Consider the following 18,713-nt stretch of genomic DNA (forward strand, 5'->3'; position numbering starts at 1 on the left):
TCCCAGAACTCATCGCCGCCCGGCCCCGCTCCTCGTCCACGGCGCCTGCCGGCCGCATCACCGTGACGGTCCCACCGGCCCCTTCTCACGGCTCCGTTCAAGACCCGCGCACGGCCCTGACCCACATCCGATCCTCCGTCAGATACCGGTCCACCCGCAGCCCCGCCTCCTCCAGTGCCTCCTCGAACTGCTCCTTGCTCAAGGGCCGGGACAGGAACGTCTGCGTCCAGGTCGCGTCGGGGAACTCGTACTCCGCGCACACCGAGTGGGCCCCGTCCCCCACCGGCTCCGAGGACACGATCCGTATGGTGCAGCCGCTCGGGTCGACCCGTTCGCGTGGCACGCGGGCGTGGAAGTCCTCCCCCTCGCGCTGGATCAGTACGCACCCGCCGTCCACCATGTGCCGAGCACACGTCCGTAGCAGTCTTCTGCGCACCTCGGTGTCCCCGGCGTGCACGAGGAACGAGGCGAGCAGCACCACGTCGAACGTCTCGCCCAGGTCGAGGGCCTCGATCGGGCTGCATATCGTGCGCGCCCCGCTCACCCGCTCCAGCATCTGCGGCGACTCGTCCACCGCCGTGACCGCGAAGCCCCGTTCCAGCAGTGGACGGGTCACTCGCCCGACCCCGCTGCCCAGTTCCAGAATGTGCGCGCCCGCGGGCACCGCCGCGGCGATGACGTCCGGCTCGTCTCCGACCGGCAGCCGTGAGTAGAGCTCGACCGCGCAGCCGTCGGGCGTGATCACGCCGGGGCCCGTCCCCCCGTACCCTTCCCGCATCCTCAGCCTCATGCCCGTCCAACGGACCGCCCGCAGCGCCCCGTTCCCGCTTCCCCATCACCCGATGGGGTGAAGCGTTTGACGGCAGAACGGGCGCTCGGGGAAGGGGCGATCACAGTGCGAGCCAGCCGTGGCCCCCGTACCAGTGCCCGCCTGCCCTCAGATGGTCCACGACCGCCCGTTCGACACTGTTGCGCCGGGGCAGTTCCTCCACCGGCAGCTCGGGGTCACCGAAGACGAAGCCGATGGGCACACCGTCGTCGGGTGTCGTCTCCTCGTACGCCGACTCGAAACGGTCCTGGAAGCGGATGATGTTGGAGTCGGCCGGCAGATACCGCTTCAACTGCGGATCCAGCAGCCAGGAGTGGCACACGGCGATCTCGTAGCGCTCCTCGGGGTAGTGCTCGGCGAAGAACTCCCGCGCCAGCGCCAGCGAGCGTTCGCAGGCGGCCGGCGACAGCGGACCCCGGAAGTCGGGTATGTGCAGGCTCAGACAGGGGTCGCCGGGCCCCGGACCCGCCCCCGTGGCGGCTATCGCCCCTCCCGTGCGCTGCCCCAGTCGTGCGCGCTGGAACTGCAGCCGCCCCAGCTGGAACAGCTCCCCGTGGAAGTGCAGCGCGATCCACCAGGGGAACAGCAGCCCGCCGGTGCCGCGCCGTCGGCGGTGCACCGCCATGTGCCGCCCGAGGTCGGCGAGCGTGCGCCGGGACACCTCGTCCGGGACACCGCGCTCCCGGTGGTGGGCGCGAACGTACGGAAGCGCGGCGAGGAAGACGTAGACATGGAAGAGGCGCCCGAGTGCGCCCGCCGACGCGGGGAACGGCGGCGGCTCCCAGCCCTTCCCGATCTCCCCCATGTCCCGGACGAAACGGGCGACGCACCGCGCCAGCAGCGTCATCGCCCCCTCGTCCGCGCCGAGCCGGTCGCGCAGCGCGACGAGTTCGTTGATGTCCTCATGGGGTACCGACAGATCGAGCAGGACGTCGGGCAGCTCGTCCGCGTCGGGCAGGACGGCCTCCACGCGCAGGTCGCCCTCGCTCGCGAGGCCCCTCAGCCACTCGGCGAGCCTGGCGTCCGCCCGAAGCGTCTCCAGCAGCTCCATCGCCTCTCCCCATGGATCCGGCCGCGCCGCCCGCGGCCTTCCGGATCCGGTCGCCGTCCCATGGTGAACATGCACCACGAAGGGTACGTTTCGTCGTAGGAGCCGTGATTGCGATGCGTACGGGCAGTGAACCGACGACGGCGCGCAGTCCGCTGCGGGCCCGCTTCTGGCTGAGCCTGTGGGGCCTGGTCTGGGCGACGGTGGGTACCGTCGCGTTCGCGCTGGTCGGGCGGCCCGGGTGGGCGGCCGCGTGCGGCGTGCTGTGGCTGGTCGTCACCGTGGACATGGCCCTCATCGTCCGCCATATCCGCCAGGGCTCCCACTGGCAGCCGGGCCGGGACGTCCCGCCCTACCTCCCGCCGGAGAACCGTGACCGGTAGCGCCCGGAGCCCCGCGAGGCCCCTCTCACGGACGGCTCCAGAGCGGGGCGGGTGACCTCGGAGCACGAGCGGGCGCCACGGGACGCGGCCCCAAGGGGCGCGCTACGAGTCGAAGCGCGCCGCCCTCAGGTACTGCGGGTTCGGGTCCAGGGCGGCCGCCAGCCGGAAGTGCCGCAACGCCTGTTCCGGCCGTGCCTGGCGCTCGTAGGTACGGGCGAGCGCGAAGTGCGCGAACGCGTTGTCCGGCTCGCGCTCCAGCACGATGCTGAACTCCAGCTCCGCGGGCCGCAGTTGCGCGGCGGCGAAGAAGGCACGCGCGCGCAGCAGGCGGGCCGCCGTGTTCTCGGGGTGCGCGGCTATCACGCCGTCGAGCAGTTTCACCGCGCCCCGAGGGTCCCGCGCGGCGAGCAGTTGCTCCGCGGCGCGGAAGTCGATGACATGCGTCTCCGGAGTACGTCCGGCCGAATCGCTGGTCTCGGGCACGCCAGATCCCTTCCCTTGCTGGACCGATTCAACGCCCCCGGCGGCGACCGCTATTCCTGGGAGCGCTGTGCCCTATGGGCGAGATCAGCCCATACATCCCTTACGTTCCGCTCCAGCTGTTCCAGGGGTCCGTCGTTGCTGATGACGACGTCCGCGATCTCCAGGCGCTTCTCGCGCGTCGCCTGGGCGGCCATGCGCGCGCGTGCGTCCTCCTCGGTCATCCCGCGCAGGCGGACGAGCCGGTCCAGCTGGGTCGCGGGGTCGGCGTCGACGACGACCACCACGTCATAGAGCGGGGCGAGTCCGTTCTCGGCGAGCAGGGGGACGTCGTGGACGACCACCGCGTCCGCGGGGGCGGCGGTCTCCAGCTCCCGGGAGCGGGCGCCCACCAAGGGGTGCACGATCGAGTTCAGGACGGCGAGCCTGTCCGGGTCGGCGAAGACGATGGACCCCAGCTTGGGGCGGTCCAGGCTGCCGTCCGGCGAAAGGACGCCCTCCCCGAAGGCCTCGACGACCGCGTCGAGGCCTGGTGTCCCGGGCGCGACGACCTCGCGCGCGATGCGGTCCGCGTCGATCAGCACGGCCCCGCACTCGACGAGCAGCCTCGACACCTCGCTCTTGCCGGCGCCGATACCGCCGGTCAGGCCCACCTTCAGCATGACGGGAAGCCTACGGCCTGCCACTGACGGCGTGGAGGGAGCCCCGTGCGCTCAGCCGTCGCCCTCGCGCTCCGCCAGGAAGCGCTCGAATTCCTGTCCGATCTCGTCCGCGGACGGGATCTCCACGGGCTCCGCGAGCATGTTGCCACGCGTCTCGGCACCCGCGGCGGCGTCGTACTGGTGCTCAAGGCCCTGGACGAGCGCGACGAGCTCCTCGTCGCCCTCCTGGATCTGCCGGTCGATCTCCGTCTGTGTGCGGTACGCGTCCGTGCGCAGGGAGTGCGCCACCCCCGGCAGGACCAGTCCCGTGGCGGCGGTGATGGCCTCCAGGACGGTCAGTGCGGCGTCCGGGTACGCGGAGCGGGCGATGTAGTGCGGGACGTGCGCGGCGACGCCCAGGACGTCGTGTCCGGCCTCCGTCAGCCGGTACTCCACCAGGGACTCGGCGCTGCCGGGGACCTGCGCCTCCTCGAAGGGGCTGCGATGGCCCGGGACCAGGTCGATGCGGTTGCCGTGCGGGGTGAGGCCCACCGGTCGGGTGTGCGGCACGCCCATGGGGATGCCGTGGAAGTTCACGGACAGACGGACGCCGAGCCGCTCCACGATCTGGCGGACGGCCGCGGCGAAGCGCTCCCACTCCACGTCCGGCTCCGGTCCGGAGAGCAGCAGGAAGGGCGCCCCGGTGGTGTCCTGCACCAGGCGCACGTCGATGCCGGGCACCTCGTAGTCGGTCCAGCGGTCACGTTTGAACGTGAGCAGCGGGCGGCGGGCCCGATAGTCCACGAGCCGGTCGTGGTCGAAGCGGGCCACGACCTGCTGGGGCAGCGAGTCGAGGAGCCGCTCGACGATCTGGTCGCCGGTCTCGCCCGCGTCGATGTATCCGTCGAAGTGGTAGAGCATGACCAGACCGGCCGACTCCTGGGCGAGCGCCATGTCGACGACAGCCAGACCCTTCGGCTCCCATGCGTACAAACCCTGCGGATCAAGCACTAGACCGCTCCTCCTCGTGTCCGTACTGCACAACGTGGTGCCGGGCGCGGGCATTCCCGGCCGTGCCCGTCACCCGACACTTCGTCATCTCTCGGCCACGCGCGTGGTCTCTCGGCACACGCGCGTGGAGCGCGGGCACGGCACCGCTGGTGTGGTCACGGCCCTACGGGACGCATTCGGCGGGCTCGCCGAGCGGGCGGCACGAGGAGGCCCGCGGGACCGGCGAACGCGCCGAGGGCCCGCACCCCATCGGGTACGGGCCCTCGGTCATCGGCTAAGCCTCAGCCGTGAGCGTTCAGCTCTGGCCGCCGGCCAGCTTCTCGCGCAGGGCAGCCAGCGCCTCGTCCGAGGCGAGCGCGCCGGAGTTGTCGCCACCCTCGGAGGAGTACGAACCGCCGGTCGCGGCCGGAGCGGCGGCCTCGCCACCCTCGGCGGCGGCAGCGGCGTCCGCCTCGCGGGACTTGATGACCTGCTGCTGGTGCTGCTCGAAGCGCTGCTGCGCCTCGGCGTACTGGCGCTCCCACTCCTCGCGCTGCTTCTCGTAGCCCTCGAGCCAGTCGTTGGTCTCGGGGTCGAAGCCCTCGGGGTAGATGTAGTTGCCCTGGTCGTCGTAGGACGCGGCCATGCCGTACAGGGTCGGGTCGAACTCGACCGACGCCGGGTCGGCACCGAAGGACTCGTTGGCCTGCTTGAGGGACAGCGAGATCCGGCGACGCTCCAGGTCGATGTCGATGACCTTGACGAAGATCTCGTCGTTGACCTGGACGACCTGCTCCGGGATCTCCACGTGGCGCTCGGCCAGCTCGGAGATGTGGACCAGACCCTCGATGCCCTCGTCCACGCGGACGAACGCACCGAACGGCACCAGCTTCGTGACCTTGCCGGGCACGACCTGGCCGATCTGGTGGGTGCGGGCGAACTGCTGCCACGGGTCTTCCTGGGTCGCCTTCAGCGACAGGGAGACGCGCTCGCGGTCCATGTCGACGTCGAGAACCTCGACGGTGACCTCCTGGCCGACCTCGACGACCTCGGACGGGTGGTCGATGTGCTTCCAGGACAGCTCGGAGACGTGGACGAGACCGTCGACGCCACCCAGGTCCACGAAGGCACCGAAGTTGACGATCGAGGAGACCACACCGGAGCGGACCTGACCCTTCTGCAGGGTCGTGAGGAACGTCTGGCGGACCTCGGACTGGGTCTGCTCCAGCCAGGCACGGCGGGACAGGACCACGTTGTTGCGGTTCTTGTCCAGCTCGATGATCTTCGCCTCGAGCTCCTTGCCGACGTACGGCTGGAGGTCGCGAACGCGGCGCATCTCGACCAGGGAGGCCGGGAGGAAGCCACGGAGGCCGATGTCGAGGATGAGACCACCCTTGACGACCTCGATGACGGTACCGGTGACGATGCCGTCCTCTTCCTTGATCTTCTCGATGGTGCCCCAGGCACGCTCGTACTGGGCGCGCTTCTTCGAGAGGATCAGGCGGCCTTCCTTGTCCTCCTTCTGGAGGACGAGGGCCTCGATCTCGTCGCCGACGGCCACGACCTCGTTCGGGTCGACGTCGTGCTTGATCGAGAGCTCGCGGCTCGGGATGACACCTTCGGTCTTGTAACCGATGTCGAGCAGGACCTCGTCCCGGTCGACCTTCACGATGACGCCGTCGACGATGTCGCCGTCGTTGAAGTACTTGATCGTCTCGTCGATCGCCGCGAGGAAGGCTTCCTCGTTACCGATGTCGTTGACCGCTACCTGCGGAGTGGTGGCGGTGGTCTCGGTGCTGCTCGTCATGTGGGAAAGGGCTCCGGTACGGACATTGAAGTCGTAGGTACTGCTTACGCCGGGAGCCCGTTTCGCTCTGCAGAAGCCGGACAGCCAAGGAAGCGCCACCAATTTGGACACCGGGTGCCCGGTGGCGCCTCGAGAACCGAGGGGACATACAACAGATGCGAGCGCAGCCTGCTACGTCTGAGGTGCGCAGGCCCGCAGCGCAACTTGTAGCATACGGGGGCAGCCGGACAGGGTCAATGCGCGAAGCCGCACACCCGGGGCGGTTCGCCGCATACCCGGCACGAGGATCCACAGCACCCCGGCTGCTCACCGGACAACGCAACAGGGCCGCGCGGGCCCGGGGCACCTCTCCGTGACACCGGTGGGCCGGGTTTGGACGGAAGAGTACGACGAGGGAGCCGATCATCCAAGAGTCCGAACAGTTCGAGCCAGAAGCCACCCGGCGCACGGCGGACGTCCGGGAGAGTTCCCGGGCCAACCGGGGCTGGTGGGACCGGAACGCGGACGAGTACCAGATCGAGCACGGCACATTCCTCGGTGACAACCGTTTCGTGTGGGGTCCCGAGGGGCTGGACGAGGTCGAGGCGGAGCTGCTCGGCCCCACGGAGGACCTCAAGGGCCAGGACGTCCTGGAGATCGGCTCCGGCGCGGCGCAGTGCTCGCGCTGGCTGGCCGGACAGGGCGCGCGCCCGGTGGCACTGGACCTCTCCCACCGCCAGCTCCAGCACGCGCTGCGCATCGGCGGGGCCTTTCCCCTCGTCCAGGCCGACGCCGGTGCCCTGCCTTTCAAGGACGCCTCATTCGACCTGGCGTGCTCCGCGTACGGGGCGCTGCCGTTCGTGGCGGACCCGGTCCTGGTTCTGCGCGAGGTGCGGCGGGTGCTGCGTCCCGGCGGCCGTTTCGTCTTCTCGGTGACCCATCCGATCCGCTGGGCGTTCCCGGACGAGCCCGGGCCCGAGGGGCTGTCGGTGTCGGCCTCGTACTTCGACCGCACGCCCTATGTCGAGCAGGACGAGCGGGGCAGGGCTGTGTACGTGGAGCACCACCGGACGCTCGGCGACCGGGTGCGGGACATCGTCGCCTCCGGCTTCCGGCTCGTCGATCTGGTCGAGCCGGAGTGGCCCGCCTGGAACACGTCCGAGTGGGGCGGATGGTCGCCGCTGCGCGGCGGTCTGATCCCGGGGACGGCGATCTTCGTGTGCGAGCGGGACTGAGGGGCCGTTCGGGCTTCGTGTACGGGGTGGCCCGGCCGAGCGGGCCGCTCGGGTCTCGCGGGCACGAGGGACCGGCTGACGGGCCGTTCGCGCCACGTGGGCGCGTCGTGGGCGCCTCATGGGCACGTCGTAGGCGCGCCTAGGACCGAGGGGGTCGTACCGGCCCCGTACCCCCGCGGCGCCGAGCGGGTCTCACCGGCCCCGAACGCACGCCGGACCGAGCGGTTCGCTGCCGGTCTCGTAGGCGCGCGTGAGGCTGAGGGGGTCGTACCGGTCCGGTCTCGTAGGCGCGTGAGGCTGAGGGGGTCGTACCGGTCCGGTCTCGTAGGCGCGTGAGGCTGAGGGGTCGTACCGGTCCGGTCTCGTGGGCGCGTGGCGCCGAGGGGGCGTTCCGGCCAATCCTCGGCGTCGGTGGCCGGCCGCGTATGTCCGGCGCGCGGGCAGGGCAGGAACCGATGAGTCGACACGTCGCCCTCAAGGCTGCAGTCCTCAGTGCCAGGCGTTGGGGGGTACGCGCATGCGCGTCTGCCCGGTCTGCCACCGCGGCGACAGGACCACGAGGCTCGGCGCGCACTGGAGGACGCTGTCGCCCCAGGCGCGGGCCGAGGCACCGCACCTCGCCCCTCCGGCGCTGGAGGACGAGCGGTGGGCGGCGCCGCTCGGGCTGCTGACCCTGGGCTGCGCGCTGGTCGTCTCCGATGCGTGGCTGGGGTTCGTCGGGCTGGCCGGGGGCGGCTTCTGGCTGGTGTCGCTGCGCGACAAGGTGGCCCAGGCTGCCAGTCGGCGGGCCGACTGGCACAGGAAGCGGCTCTGCCGACGGTGCCACCACGCCTTCCTCCCCTGACGGGACCGCCTGGAACACTGGTGCGGTGATCCGCCACGACGTCCTCGACCGCCTTCCCGTCCGCTCCGCCGTCCCCGCGCTGCGCGGCGCGCTGGAGGAGCACGGTGCCGCGGTGCTGTGCGCGCCGCCCGGCACCGGCAAGACGACGCTCGTGCCGCTGGTGCTCGCCGGGCTCGTCGGGCTCGTCGGGGGTGGGCCGGCGCGCCACGTGGTCGTCGCCGAGCCGCGGCGGATCGCCGCGCGGGCCGCGGCGCGGCGGATGGCCTGGCTACTGGGCGAGAGGCCCGGCGAGAGCGTCGGGTACACCGTGCGCGGGGAGCGGGTGATGAGGCGGCACGCGCGCGTGGAGGTCGTCACCACCGGGGTGCTGCTGCAGCGGCTGCAACGGGACCAGGAGTTGGCGGGCGTCGACGTGGTCGTGCTCGACGAGTGCCACGAGCGGCACCTGGACGCCGACACGGTCGCCGCGTTCCTGCTCGACGTACGTCAGGCGCTGCGGCCCGAGCTGCGCCTGGTGGCGGCGTCCGCGACGACGGACGCGGAGGGCTGGGCCGGGTTGCTGGGCGGGGCTCCCGTGGTCGAGGCGGAGGGCGTGTCGCATGCCGTGGAGGTGGTGTGGGCGCCGCCCGCTCGTCCCGTACGGCCGCCGCACGGGCTGCGCGTCGATCCGGCGCTGCTGGCGCATGTGGCGTCGGTGGTGCGGCGGGCGCTCGCCGAGTGCGAGGGGGACGTGCTGTGCTTCCTGCCCGGCGTCTCAGAGATCGCGCGCGTGGCGGGACAGCTGGGGGACCTGGGGGACGTCGAGGTGCTCCAGGTGCACGGGCGGGCTCCGGCGGCCGTGCAGGACGCGGTGCTGGCCCCCGGGACCGGTCGACGGGTGGTGCTGGCGACGGCCGTCGCCGAGTCGTCACTGACCGTGCCCGGGGTGCGGGTGGTCGTCGACTCCGGGCTGGCGCGGGAGCCTCGGGTGGACCATGCGCGCGGGCTGAGCGCGCTGACGACGGTACGGGCCTCGCAGGCGGCGGGACGGCAGCGCGCGGGCCGGGCCGGGCGTGAGGCACCGGGCCGGGTGTACCGCTGCTGGACGGAGACGGAGGACGCGCGGCTGCCCCGCTTCCCTGCGCCGGAGATCAGGCTGGCCGATCTGACGGCGTTCGCGCTGCAGGCGGCGTGCTGGGGCGACCCGGACGCGTCCGGGCTGGCGCTCCTGGACGCGCCTCCGGCCGGTGCGATGGCGGCCGCGCGGTCGGTCCTGGCGGCTGTCGGCGCGGTGGACCCGGCGGGCAGGGCCACGGAACGGGGCGTACGGATGTCCCGGCTGGGTCTGCATCCGCGGCTGGCCCGGGCCCTGCTGGACGCGGGCGGGGAGGTCGGCGCGGACCGGGCCGCCGAGGTGGTCGCCCTGCTGAGCGAGGAGCCGCCGCGGGAGTACGGGGACGACCTGGCGGCGGCGTGGCGGGCGGCCCGGCGCGGGGGCGACGCGTACGCGGCCCGCTGGCGGGACGAGGCGCGTCGGCTGCGGTCCGCGGTCGGAGACCCCTCCGGCAGCACGGCGAGGCCGGCGCATGCGCAGGACGATCAAGTGGCCGGTCTCGTCGCCGCCCTGGCCTTCCCCGAGCGGCTCGCGCGGGCCGACGGCGGTTCGTACCTCATGGTGAACGGCACGCGGGCCGAGCCGGGGGACGGATCGAGGCTGCGCGGTGCCCCGTGGCTCGCGGTCGCCGTCGCCGACCGGCCCGTCGGAGCCGGGCACGCGCGCGTGAGGCTCGCCGCCGTGGTGGACGAGGACGTGGCGCGGCGGTCGGCCGCCGCGCTGCGTGCCGAGGGGGACGAGGTCCACTGGGCCGGAGGGGAGGTCGTCGCCCGGGGCGTCGAGCGGCTCGGGGCCGTCGAGCTGGCGGTCCGGCCGCTGCGGGACCCCGCCCCCGGTCTCGTACGGGAAGCCCTGCTGGAAGGGCTGAGGGAGGAGGGGTTCGGTCTGCTGCGGTGGTCCCCGGAGGCCCGCGTCCTGCGCCGGCGGCTGGCCTTTCTGCGGCTGCACCTGGGTGAGCCCTGGCCGGACGTCTCCGACGACGCGCTCCACGCGCGCGTGGACGAGTGGCTGGAGCCCGAGCTGGGCCGTGCCCGGCGGCGCGCCGACCTGGCGCGGATCGACGCCGGGCAGGCCCTCGCCCGGCTGCTGCCGTGGTCCACCGGGGACGCCGCTCGCCTCGACGACCTGGCTCCCGAGCGGATCGCCGTGCCGAGTGGGTCCAGGGTCCGGATCGACTATGCCGACCCCGAGCGGCCCGTCCTCGCCGTCAAGCTGCAGGAGATGTTCGGGCTCCAGGAGTCGCCCGAGATCGCCGGTGTACCCGTGCTCGTGCATCTGCTCTCCCCGGCCGGGCGGCCCGCCGCCGTCACCGCCGATCTCGGCTCCTTCTGGCGGGACGGCTACCGGGCCGTGCGGGCCGAGCTGCGGGGCCGCTACCCCAAGCACCCCTGGCCCGAGGACCCGGCCGGTGCCGAGCCGACCCGGCACACGAACGCGCGGCTCAGGCGGTGACCGCCTCCGGCTCCACCTCCTCGCCGGCCGCCGGATCGTCCGGGCGGCGCCCCCGCACCTCCAGACAGAGGGAGAGCGACAGCAGACAGACGCCGAGGAAGAGGAAGCCCCACGGCAGAGTGGACGTCAGCAGCTGGATCAGCAGGCGGTTGTGCTTGACGAGGGCGACCGTGGACCTGATGTAGTCCTCCCGCATCTTCACGTGCCCCGCGAACGCCGTGACCTTGTCGCGGCCCCCCAGGAGCGTGCCGCCGCGCAGCTCCTCCTGGTGGATCTCCTCGCCGTAGACGGGCGCTCCGGTCAGGGGCTCCACCCAGAACTTGCGGACCGTGGTGTACCAGCGGGTGGTGCCGGTCTTCGCGACCGACTCGGGGGTGATGCCCTGCACGGGCATGGTCCGGGGGAAGGGGACCTTGGTCCAGGGGATGTTCTGTTCGAAGTAGTAGACCTTCACCCCCCGGAAGTCCTGGGTGCCCCTGTAGTGGATGGGGGCCGTGACGCGCGCCTGCGCGTCGAAGTACTCGTAGTCCCGCTTCTCCGTCAGGAACGGCCACTTGAACTCGATGCCGTCGCGCCGGACGGGGTCGCCGTCGACCATCTCGCCGGTGGCATGGACGGGTTCCTGGCTGTGCGCGTCGAAGATGTAGCGCTCGGGGATGCGGGACACCATCTTGCCGTCGGGGCCCTGCACATAGGAGAGGCCGTCCCAGACCACCACATCACGGCCGGCCGTCTTCTCGATCCTCTTCGCGGCCTCCACGTTGCCCTTCAGGGTCTGCACGATGGTGACCTGGGGGACCGTGCGGGACTTCATGGTGCCGTAGTCGAGGAGGTTGGCGTTCCGCGCCTGCAGGACCATGTCCTGATACTGGTTCGCGGGGACCTTGGCCAGGCGGGGGAAGGCGTACCAGCGCGTCAGCGGGGACAGCGCCGTGAAGAACACGGCGAAGGCGAGCAGGATCAGGCCGGCCCTGCGGCGCATCTCGGCCTCCCTCCCGGACGGACGGCTCGTAGGGTCACGGGTGCGTGGGCACCGTCGTCAGCAGCGGTTTCGGTGAGGTGCCACCGGACGGCGAGCCCATGGCCGTCATGGTGAACACCAGGGCGAGCGCCGCGACGAGACCGATCACGGCGGCGACGAGGGCACGCATGCGGGCCTCCCGGAGCCGGAGCTGATGTGTCGTCAGGTCCGGCACCGTAGCAACGGGCGCGCGAGATGAGAACAGTCGCGCGTACGACGGCGGCGCCCCTCCGCGGTGGAGGGGCGCCGTGGTCGTACGCGGGCCTGCCGCGGCCCTACGCGCTGGGACTGGGGCTGGGGCTGGGGCTCGCCGGTGAGGTGGCCGCCGCGACCTTCAGTTCGATCGTCAGGGTGGCGCCGCCCGCGGTGCTGATGCGCAGCAGGAACGTGCCGGTCGTGTCGTCGGCGTACAGCTTCGGGAGCTTCAGCAGGCCCTTGGCGTCGGTCGTGAGACCCGTGAGTGTGCGTACGGGCTTGCCGTCCGCGTCCTTGAAGTAGGGGCCCTTGTCGTTCACGGCCGGGTCGTCGGCCGACTTGACGAGGGTCGCGGTGGCCGCGACACCGTCCGCGACGGCGCCCTTGTACACGGCCTTCACCTCGACCTGGTCGGCGAACTCGCCGCCCGGAGTGCAGGTCAGGGGGGTGTCGCTGGTGCGGGCAAGGGTGTCGGCCTGGCGTTCGGTGACAGTGGCCGGGTAGTCCAGGCCGGTGACCGTACGGCCCACGACGAGGGCCCGGATCTTGAAGTCCCCGGTCTTCTGGCCGGCGACCAGCGCGGGCGCCGTGGCCTTGCCCGCAGCATCGGTGACGACGGTCGCCACGGTTTCGCCGCCCGTGAAGGTGGCGTCCGTACCGCCGGTGATCATGAACCGCACGCGGACCTTCGGCACGGCCTTGCCGTCCTTGGTCACGGCCGTCACCACGATCTTCTGGGCGAATGTGTCGCCCGTCCGGGCCGACAGGTTGGCGGTGCCGCCGTCCGCCAGGTGGTCCACCGTGTCCGTGGGCGTGGGCGTGGGCGGAGGGGTCGTCGTGCCGGGCGTCGGCGGGGTCGGGCCGGGGCTGGTGGTACCGCCGCCCTCCGGCTTGTGGGTGCCGGGCTTCTGGGTCGTCGGCGGTGTCGGGGTGGGAGTCGGGTTCGCGCCGGAGTTGTCGTCGCTGCGGTGCGAGGGCGGCGTGCCCGTGCCGTTCGGGATCGAGTGGGTGCCCTTGCGGTAGTACTCGTACCAGGACAGAACGGTGTTCAGATAGTCCTGCGAGTTGTTGTAGCCGAGGATCGCCGCGTTCATGTCGGCCTGGACCGACAGGTCCCGGTCGGAACGGCAGAGGTAGTAGCCGGCGGCGAGGGCGGCGTCATAGACGTTGTTGGGGTCCTTGACGCCGTCGCCGTTGCCGTCTCGGCCCGCCCACGCCCAGGTGGACGGGATGAACTGCATGGGGCCGACCGCTCGGTCGTAGGTGGTGTCGCCGTCGTAGAGACCGTGGTCGGTGTCCTTGATCGCCGCGAAGCCGTTGCCGTTGAGGACCGGGCCGAGGATCTTCGAGTACGTCGTGCCGTGCGCGTCGACCTGGCCGCCGCCGGCCTGGCCCGACTCGACCTGGCCGATGGCGGCGAGGAGTTGCCAGGGCAGGTTGCAGCCCGGCTTGGACTGCCGGAGTTCGGCCGCGGCCTTCGTGTAGGCGTCGAGGACGGTGGCGGGAATGCCCGCCTGCCCCGTGCCGGGGGCGCCGGTGGTGGGGCCGGCACTCGGGCCGGACGACTCGGTGGGGCTGTTGAGCGGCGGGAGGTCGGTGTAGTAGCCGCTGTTGCCGGTGGCGGTGTCGCCACCGTTGCCGTTGGCGGTGGCGTCGGGCGTGGCCTGGGCACCGGTGGTCTGTCCGCCCTGGTCGTCGCCGGTCGTCCCCGGAGGCTGGGACGCGGTCAGAGCAGCGACCGCGGCCGCGGCCACAGCGGTGGTTGCCGCTCCCTTGCGCAACCTCCTGCCGAAATGCGCCGCCATTGAGTGAGTCCCTCCCGTGGACGACCCTGTATGTGCTGTTGTGGTGCCACTTGTGTTGGACCACGCGCCCCGGCGTGGCGACCAGGTGACCCTACGACAACTTCCATCGCCCCGGCACCCGTTGGTGCCCGATTTTCACCAGTTGGTCATACACGCTTCGGCTGGACGCAGAAGCCGCGCGGTTCGCCTCACCTGTTTCATGCGTCCCTCATACTGGACGTCTGCGATCGCCGGGTGGTTGTGCCCGGACAGCGACTGCCGCGGGAGCCGATGTGCCGTTCACCCTCAGCCATGCCGCGGCCGTACTGCCCGCCGTGCGCGGGGACGGGTCGGGGCGCGGGCGGCTGGTGCCCGCGGTCCTCGTCGCGGGGTCGTTCGCGCCCGACATGACCTATTTCGCGGCGAGCGCGGCGTCCCGGGCGATGGCCTTCGGTGCCGTCACCCACTCGCTCGCCGGGGTCTTCACGGTCGACGTACTCATCGCATGGGCCCTGGTCGGCGTGTGGCTGGTGCTGCGGGAGCCGCTGGTGGCGCTGCTGCCGCGGGCGGGACAGGGTCGGGTGGCGGCCCTGGTGCGTTGTGGCACGCCACGGCGGGAAGTCTCGCTTCCGCTGGTCTCCCGGTGGTACGTGTCGGCGGTGCTGGGCGCGCTGACGCATGTCGTGTGGGACGCGTTCACACATCTGGACCGGTGGGGGGTGCGGGTGTTCCCGGTGCTCAAGCGGCAGCTGCCGGGTGCCCCGCTGTACACGTATCTGCAGTACGGGAGTTCGGCGGTGGCGGCCGTGGTGATCGCGCTGTTCGTGGCGGTTCTGCTGCGGCGGATGCCGGCCGGTTCCGCCGCGGTGGCGCGGGTGCCGGTGCTGTCGTGGGCCGACCGTTGGCTGGCGGGGGCGATGATCGGCGGCTGCGCGGCGGCGGGGGCGGTGCAGCGGGCGTCGCGCTGGTGGGCCTACTGGGGGACGATCGCGAAGCCGTGGGATGTGATCCCGCCGGTCTGCTTCGGCGCCGGTGCCGGTCTCGTGCTCGGGCTGACGCTGTACGCGGCCGGTGTCAGGGCGTGGCGTCCGGCGGTGGCCGATCCGGCATGCGCTTGTATGGAACCGAGCCGGTCCGCGTCCCGCTGACGGGCTCCGCGGGGCGGGTCAGGAAACGGGGGCGGTGGCGGGCGGCGAGTCCGCTGAGCAGTTCCCGGGCCAGGGTGAGCGCGGCGTGGAGCCGTGCGGTCGCCTCGGCGCCCGTGGGGTCCTCCTGGCGGTGTCCGGCGAGGGCGCAGGACGGGCCGGAGCGGCGCGGCAGGAGCAGGGGGAGGGGGAGGGAGCGGAGGCGGGAGGCCACCGCGGTGGTGACGCTCCGGATGTCCCGGGCCACGCGGACGGCGAGCGCGGAGGTGCGCACGGGGAGGGACGCGGCGGCCAGACGGGCGGTGCTCGCGCCGAGCGCGTGGGCCGGCAGCGGGGGAAGCAGCCCGGCGAGCACGACGGCCGCGCGGGTTGCCGTGCGGCGCGTGAGCGGACCTATACCCATGGCGGAATCCTGACGCCGGCCTCGCCGGAGAGGCGTTTCCATGGGGGCCGCCCGAGTGATGGCCCCCACCGGGGCTGAGCCGAACCGGGGTACGCCCCGGCCGCCGCCTGCCTGCTCTGCGGGCGACCGGGGCCGCACTGCTCGGCAGGCCGGCCGGGCCAGGGAACCGTGGCCCACGCATGGGCCGGGGTTGGCACCGCTGGACCGCGCGGCGAGGCCGTCGGGGTGGCGTCCCCCAGCAGGCGTGCCGACCGCCGAAGACCAGCCCACCCCCGAAGGCCAGCGCACCCCGGAAGGCCAGCCCACCCCGGAAGGCCAGCCCACCGCCGAAGGCCAGTGCGCCGCCGAAGGCCAGCCCACCCCCGAAGGCCAGCCCACCCCGGAAGGGCAGCCCACCCCCGAAGGCCAGCCCACCCCGGAAGGCCAGCGCACCGCCGAAGACCAGCGCACCGCCGAAGACCAGCGCACCCCCGAAGACCAGCGCACCCCCGAAGACCAGCGCACCCCCGAAGGCCAGCCCACCCCCGAAGGCCAGCCCACCCCCGAAGGCCAGCCCACCCCCGAAGGCCAGCCCACCCCCGAAGGCCAGCCCACCGCCGAAGGCTAGTGCGCCGCCGACTCCCAGTCGCCGCCGGCTCCCACCGATACGTCCAGGGGCGCCCTCAGCTGCACCGCGCCCGCCATCTCACGGCGGACCAGTTCCTCGGTCTTCTGCCGCTCGCCCGGGGCGATCTCCAGGACGATTTCGTCGTGGACCTGGAGGAGGATGCGGGAGCTGAGGTCGGCCTCGCGCAGGGCACGGTCCACGTTCAGCATGGCGATCTTGACGATGTCCGCGGCGGTGCCCTGGATCGGGGCGTTCAGCGCCATCCGCTCCGCCATCTCCCGGCGCTGACGGTTGTCGCTGTTCAGGTCGGGGAGATAGCGACGGCGGCCGAAGAGCGTCTCCGTGTAGCCGGTGGCCCGCGCCTCGTCCACCACACGGCGCAGATAGTCCCGTACTCCGCCGAAGCGCTCGAAGTACGTGTCCATCAGGGCACGGGCCTCCGCCGCCTCGATGTTCAGCTGCTGGGAGAGGCCGAACGCCGACAGACCGTACGCCAGGCCGTACGACATCGCCTTGATCTTGCGCCGCATCTCCGCGTCCACCGCGTCGCGACCGACCCCGAACACCTGGGAGGCCACCGTGGTGTGCAGGTCCTCTCCGGACGTGAAGGCCTCGATCAGGCCCTCGTCCTCCGACAGGTGCGCCATCACGCGCAGCTCGATCTGGCTGTAGTCCGCGGTCATGAGCGACTCGAAGCCCTCGCCCACCACGAAGCCCCGGCGGATCGCCCTGCCCTCGTCCGTCCGCACCGGGATGTTCTGCAGGTTCGGGTCCGTCGACGACAGGCGGCCCGTCGCCGCGACCGTCTGGTTGAAGGTGGTGTGGATCCGGCCGTCGGCGGCGATCGTCTTGATCAGGCCCTCGACAGTCACCCGCAGCTTCGCCTGCTCACGGTGACGCAGCATGATCACCGGCAGTTCGTTGTCCGTCTGGGTCGCCAGCCAGGCCAGCGCGTCCGCGTCGGTCGTGTAGCCCGTCTTCGTCTTCTTCGTCCTCGGCAGGCCCAGCTCACCGAAGAGGACCTCCTGAAGCTGCTTGGGCGAGCCCAGGTTGAACTCGTGCCCCGCCGCCGCGTACGCCTCCTTCACCGCCTGCTGGACGGCGCCCGCGAACATCTGCTCCATGGCTTCCAGGTGCGTGCGGTCCGCGGCGATGCCGTGCCGCTCCATGCGGGCCAGCAGCGCGGAGGTGGGCAGCTCCATGCCGCGCAGCAGATCCGCAGCACCGACCTCCTGCAGCTTCTCCTCGAACGCCTGGCCGAGGTCGAGGATGGCGCGGGCCTGGATCATCAGCGCCTCGGCCTCGGCGCCGTCGTCCGCACCGAACGCGAGCTGCCCGTCGGCCGTGGCCGCGGGTGCCAGCTCCCGGCCCAGGTACTCCAGCGACAGAGCGTCCAGCGCGAAGGAGCGGCGGCCCGGCTTGACCAGATACGCCGCGAGCGCCGTGTCCATGACCACGCCGTCCAGGGACCAGCCGTGCTCGGGCAGAACCCGCATGGCGCCCTTGGCGTTGTGCAGCACCTTGGGCCTGCCGGGGTCGGCGAGCCACTGCGCGAACGCCTGCTCGTCCGCCTCGTCCAGCTGCGTCGGGTCGAACCACGCCGCAGCCCCGTCGGCCGCGGCGAGCGCGACCTCGGCCACCGCGCCCGCGCCCAGTCCCCACGAGTCGACCGTGGTCACACCCAGGAGCTGCTCACCGTGCTCGGCGAGCCACGGCTTCAGCTCGCCCGCTCCCAGCACCGCGCCGTCCAGCTCGACGCCGGCCGCCGCGACCGGTGTCGCCTCGGTCTCCTCGGCCCCGGGGTCGACGGCGAAGAGCCGCTCGCGCAGCGAGGGGTTCCTGATCTCCAGGGTGTCCAGGACCAGGGCGACGGCCTTGCGGTCGTAGGGCGCCCGCCCCAGGTCGGTGACCGCCTTGGGCAGCTCCACGCGCCGCTCCAGCTCCGTGAGCCGGCGGTTCAGCTTCACCGACTCCAGGTGGTCGCGCAGGTTCTGCCCGGCCTTGCCCTTGACCTCGTCGACGCGCTCGACCAGCTCCGCGAACGAACCGAACTGGTTGATCCACTTCGCGGCCGTCTTCTCCCCGACGCCCGGGATGCCCGGCAGGTTGTCCGACGGGTCGCCGCGCAGCGCAGCGAAGTCCGGGTACTGCGCCGGCGTCAGCCCGTACTTGTCGAACACCTTCTCCGGAGTGAACCGGGTCAGCTCCGAGACGCCCTTGGTCGGGTACAGCACCGTGGTGTGCTCGCTGACCAGCTGGAAGGAGTCGCGGTCGCCCGTGACGATCAGCACCTCGAAGCCCTCGGCCTCGGCCTGGGTGGCGAGCGTGGCGATCACGTCGTCCGCCTCGTACCCCTCGATCGCGAAGCGGTGGGCGTGCATTGCGTCCAGCAGCTCGCCGATCAGCTCCACCTGGCCCTTGAACTCGTCCGGGGTCTTAGACCGGTTCGCCTTGTACTCCGTGAACTCCTCGGAGCGCCAGGTCTTGCGGGAGACGTCGAACGCCACCGCGAAGTGCGTGGGCGCCTCGTCGCGCAGCGTGTTCGCCAGCATCGACGCGAAGCCGTAGATCGCGTTCGTCGGCTGGCCCGTCGCGGTCGTGAAGTTCTCCGCGGGCAACGCGAAGAACGCGCGGTAGGCCAGTGAGTGCCCGTCCATGAGCATCAGCCGCGGACGGCCGCCGCCGGAGGTCTTCTCGGTCTTCTTCGATGCTGTCTCTGCCACGTCCCCGATCCTGCCACGCCCCACTGACAGCGGAAGCCCTCCGGGCCCGGGCAG

General features: G+C 72.1%; 17 protein-coding genes. 6 read left to right on the top strand and 11 right to left on the bottom strand.

The annotated features are described in order from the left end of the window. Nucleotides 1–97: 97 nt before the first annotated feature. Nucleotides 98–778, bottom strand: a complete 681-nt coding sequence (locus tag ASC56_RS14270) for a bifunctional 2-polyprenyl-6-hydroxyphenol methylase/3-demethylubiquinol 3-O-methyltransferase UbiG (RefSeq protein ID WP_055491931.1) — start codon at nt 776–778, stop codon at nt 98–100. A 112-nt stretch (nt 779–890) separates the two neighbouring features. Further along, entirely contained in the window at nt 891–1,880 is a 990-nt protein-coding gene (locus ASC56_RS14275; RefSeq protein ID WP_055491742.1) for an acyltransferase domain-containing protein, read from the bottom strand. Between the two features lie 113 nt (nt 1,881–1,993). On the opposite strand from ASC56_RS14275, the gene ASC56_RS14280 reads away from it, so the two are divergent. Next, complete coding sequence (locus ASC56_RS14280; protein WP_055491743.1) at nt 1,994–2,260, top strand: DUF6343 family protein; 267 nt, start codon at nt 1,994–1,996, stop codon at nt 2,258–2,260. Nucleotides 2,261–2,362: 102 nt separating this feature from the next. Here the strand turns inward: ASC56_RS14280 and ASC56_RS14285 are convergent, their stop codons facing one another. The 4 genes from ASC56_RS14285 to rpsA form a co-directional block, all read right to left on the bottom strand. Continuing rightward, nucleotides 2,363–2,743: a tetratricopeptide repeat protein gene (locus ASC56_RS14285; RefSeq protein ID WP_055491744.1), complete on the bottom strand. Its 381-nt coding sequence runs from the start codon at nt 2,741–2,743 to the stop codon at nt 2,363–2,365. 50 nt (nt 2,744–2,793) lie between these two features. Then, complete coding sequence (gene coaE / locus ASC56_RS14290) at nt 2,794–3,402, bottom strand: dephospho-CoA kinase (protein WP_055491745.1); 609 nt, start codon at nt 3,400–3,402, stop codon at nt 2,794–2,796. 51 nt (nt 3,403–3,453) lie between these two features. Then, nucleotides 3,454–4,392, bottom strand: coding sequence for a PAC2 family protein (locus ASC56_RS14295; RefSeq protein WP_055491746.1), 939 nt, complete (start codon nt 4,390–4,392; stop codon nt 3,454–3,456). A gap of 295 nt (nt 4,393–4,687) precedes the next feature. Continuing rightward, nucleotides 4,688–6,178: a 30S ribosomal protein S1 gene (gene rpsA, locus ASC56_RS14300; RefSeq protein WP_055491747.1), complete on the bottom strand. Its 1,491-nt coding sequence runs from the start codon at nt 6,176–6,178 to the stop codon at nt 4,688–4,690. Nucleotides 6,179–6,579: 401 nt separating this feature from the next. Here rpsA and ASC56_RS14305 point away from each other — a divergent pair, with 401 nt between their 5' ends. The 3 genes from ASC56_RS14305 to hrpB all read left to right on the top strand — a co-directional run bounded on the left by ASC56_RS14305 (nt 6,580) and on the right by hrpB (nt 10,781). Beyond that, nucleotides 6,580–7,392: a class I SAM-dependent methyltransferase gene (locus tag ASC56_RS14305; protein WP_079102494.1), complete on the top strand. Its 813-nt coding sequence runs from the start codon at nt 6,580–6,582 to the stop codon at nt 7,390–7,392. A gap of 517 nt (nt 7,393–7,909) precedes the next feature. Beyond that, nucleotides 7,910–8,236, top strand: a complete 327-nt coding sequence (locus tag ASC56_RS14310) for a hypothetical protein (RefSeq protein ID WP_055491749.1) — start codon at nt 7,910–7,912, stop codon at nt 8,234–8,236. 25 nt (nt 8,237–8,261) lie between these two features. After that, complete coding sequence (gene hrpB, locus ASC56_RS14315) at nt 8,262–10,781, top strand: ATP-dependent helicase HrpB (protein WP_055491750.1); 2,520 nt, start codon at nt 8,262–8,264, stop codon at nt 10,779–10,781. Here hrpB and ASC56_RS14320 read toward each other — a convergent pair. The 3 genes from ASC56_RS14320 to ASC56_RS14325 form a co-directional block, all read right to left on the bottom strand. Beyond that, a complete protein-coding gene (locus ASC56_RS14320; protein ID WP_055491751.1) occupies nt 10,771–11,763 on the bottom strand; it encodes a DUF3068 domain-containing protein in 993 nt (330 codons plus the stop codon). The genes hrpB and ASC56_RS14320 overlap by 11 nt on opposite strands. Nucleotides 11,764–11,797: 34 nt before the next feature. After that, nucleotides 11,798–11,932 (bottom strand): SPW_0924 family protein, encoded by a 135-nt coding sequence (locus tag ASC56_RS39665; protein ID WP_107309251.1) that lies wholly within the window; start codon nt 11,930–11,932, stop codon nt 11,798–11,800. A gap of 145 nt (nt 11,933–12,077) precedes the next feature. Next, nucleotides 12,078–13,802 (bottom strand): lytic transglycosylase domain-containing protein, encoded by a 1,725-nt coding sequence (locus ASC56_RS14325; RefSeq protein WP_055491752.1) that lies wholly within the window; start codon nt 13,800–13,802, stop codon nt 12,078–12,080. A gap of 272 nt (nt 13,803–14,074) precedes the next feature. Here ASC56_RS14325 and ASC56_RS14330 point away from each other — a divergent pair, with 272 nt between their 5' ends. Beyond that, nucleotides 14,075–14,929 carry a DUF4184 family protein gene (locus tag ASC56_RS14330; RefSeq protein ID WP_055491753.1) on the top strand — a complete coding sequence of 285 codons (855 nt, stop codon included), beginning with the start codon at nt 14,075–14,077 and terminating at the stop codon, nt 14,927–14,929. Here ASC56_RS14330 and ASC56_RS14335 read toward each other — a convergent pair. Continuing rightward, nucleotides 14,856–15,329, bottom strand: a complete 474-nt coding sequence (locus ASC56_RS14335) for a hypothetical protein (RefSeq protein WP_055491754.1) — start codon at nt 15,327–15,329, stop codon at nt 14,856–14,858. The two genes, ASC56_RS14330 and ASC56_RS14335, sit on opposite strands and share 74 nt — an antisense overlap. Nucleotides 15,330–15,573: 244 nt before the next feature. On the opposite strand from ASC56_RS14335, the gene ASC56_RS41885 reads away from it, so the two are divergent. After that, nucleotides 15,574–15,936, top strand: a complete 363-nt coding sequence (locus ASC56_RS41885; RefSeq protein WP_055491755.1) for a hypothetical protein — start codon at nt 15,574–15,576, stop codon at nt 15,934–15,936. Here the strand turns inward: ASC56_RS41885 and polA are convergent. After that, complete coding sequence (polA, locus tag ASC56_RS14345; RefSeq protein WP_055491756.1) at nt 15,933–18,659, bottom strand: DNA polymerase I; 2,727 nt, start codon at nt 18,657–18,659, stop codon at nt 15,933–15,935. The two genes, ASC56_RS41885 and polA, sit on opposite strands and share 4 nt — an antisense overlap. Nucleotides 18,660–18,713: the final 54 nt, after the last annotated feature.

Source organism: Streptomyces sp. TP-A0356, assembly GCF_001417775.1.
Classification (GTDB): domain Bacteria; phylum Actinomycetota; class Actinomycetes; order Streptomycetales; family Streptomycetaceae; genus Streptomyces.

What these genes read in the sequence shown, in the direction of transcription:
- coaE (WP_055491745.1), bottom strand. Translation starts at nt 3,402, where the DNA reads ATGCTGAAGGTGGGCCTGACCGGCGGTATCGGCGCCGGCAAGAGCGAG.
- ASC56_RS14310 (WP_055491749.1), top strand. Translation starts at nt 7,910, where the DNA reads ATGCGCGTCTGCCCGGTCTGCCACCGCGGCGACAGGACCACGAGGCTC.
- ASC56_RS14325 (WP_055491752.1), bottom strand. Translation starts at nt 13,802, where the DNA reads ATGGCGGCGCATTTCGGCAGGAGGTTGCGCAAGGGAGCGGCAACCACC.
- ASC56_RS14320 (WP_055491751.1), bottom strand. Translation starts at nt 11,763, where the DNA reads ATGCGCCGCAGGGCCGGCCTGATCCTGCTCGCCTTCGCCGTGTTCTTC.
- ASC56_RS14270 (WP_055491931.1), bottom strand. Translation starts at nt 778, where the DNA reads ATGCGGGAAGGGTACGGGGGGACGGGCCCCGGCGTGATCACGCCCGAC.
- ASC56_RS39665 (WP_107309251.1), bottom strand. Translation starts at nt 11,932, where the DNA reads ATGCGTGCCCTCGTCGCCGCCGTGATCGGTCTCGTCGCGGCGCTCGCC.
- ASC56_RS14275 (WP_055491742.1), bottom strand. Translation starts at nt 1,880, where the DNA reads ATGGAGCTGCTGGAGACGCTTCGGGCGGACGCCAGGCTCGCCGAGTGG.
- rpsA (WP_055491747.1), bottom strand. Translation starts at nt 6,178, where the DNA reads ATGACGAGCAGCACCGAGACCACCGCCACCACTCCGCAGGTAGCGGTC.
- ASC56_RS14335 (WP_055491754.1), bottom strand. Translation starts at nt 15,329, where the DNA reads ATGGGTATAGGTCCGCTCACGCGCCGCACGGCAACCCGCGCGGCCGTC.
- ASC56_RS14280 (WP_055491743.1), top strand. Translation starts at nt 1,994, where the DNA reads ATGCGTACGGGCAGTGAACCGACGACGGCGCGCAGTCCGCTGCGGGCC.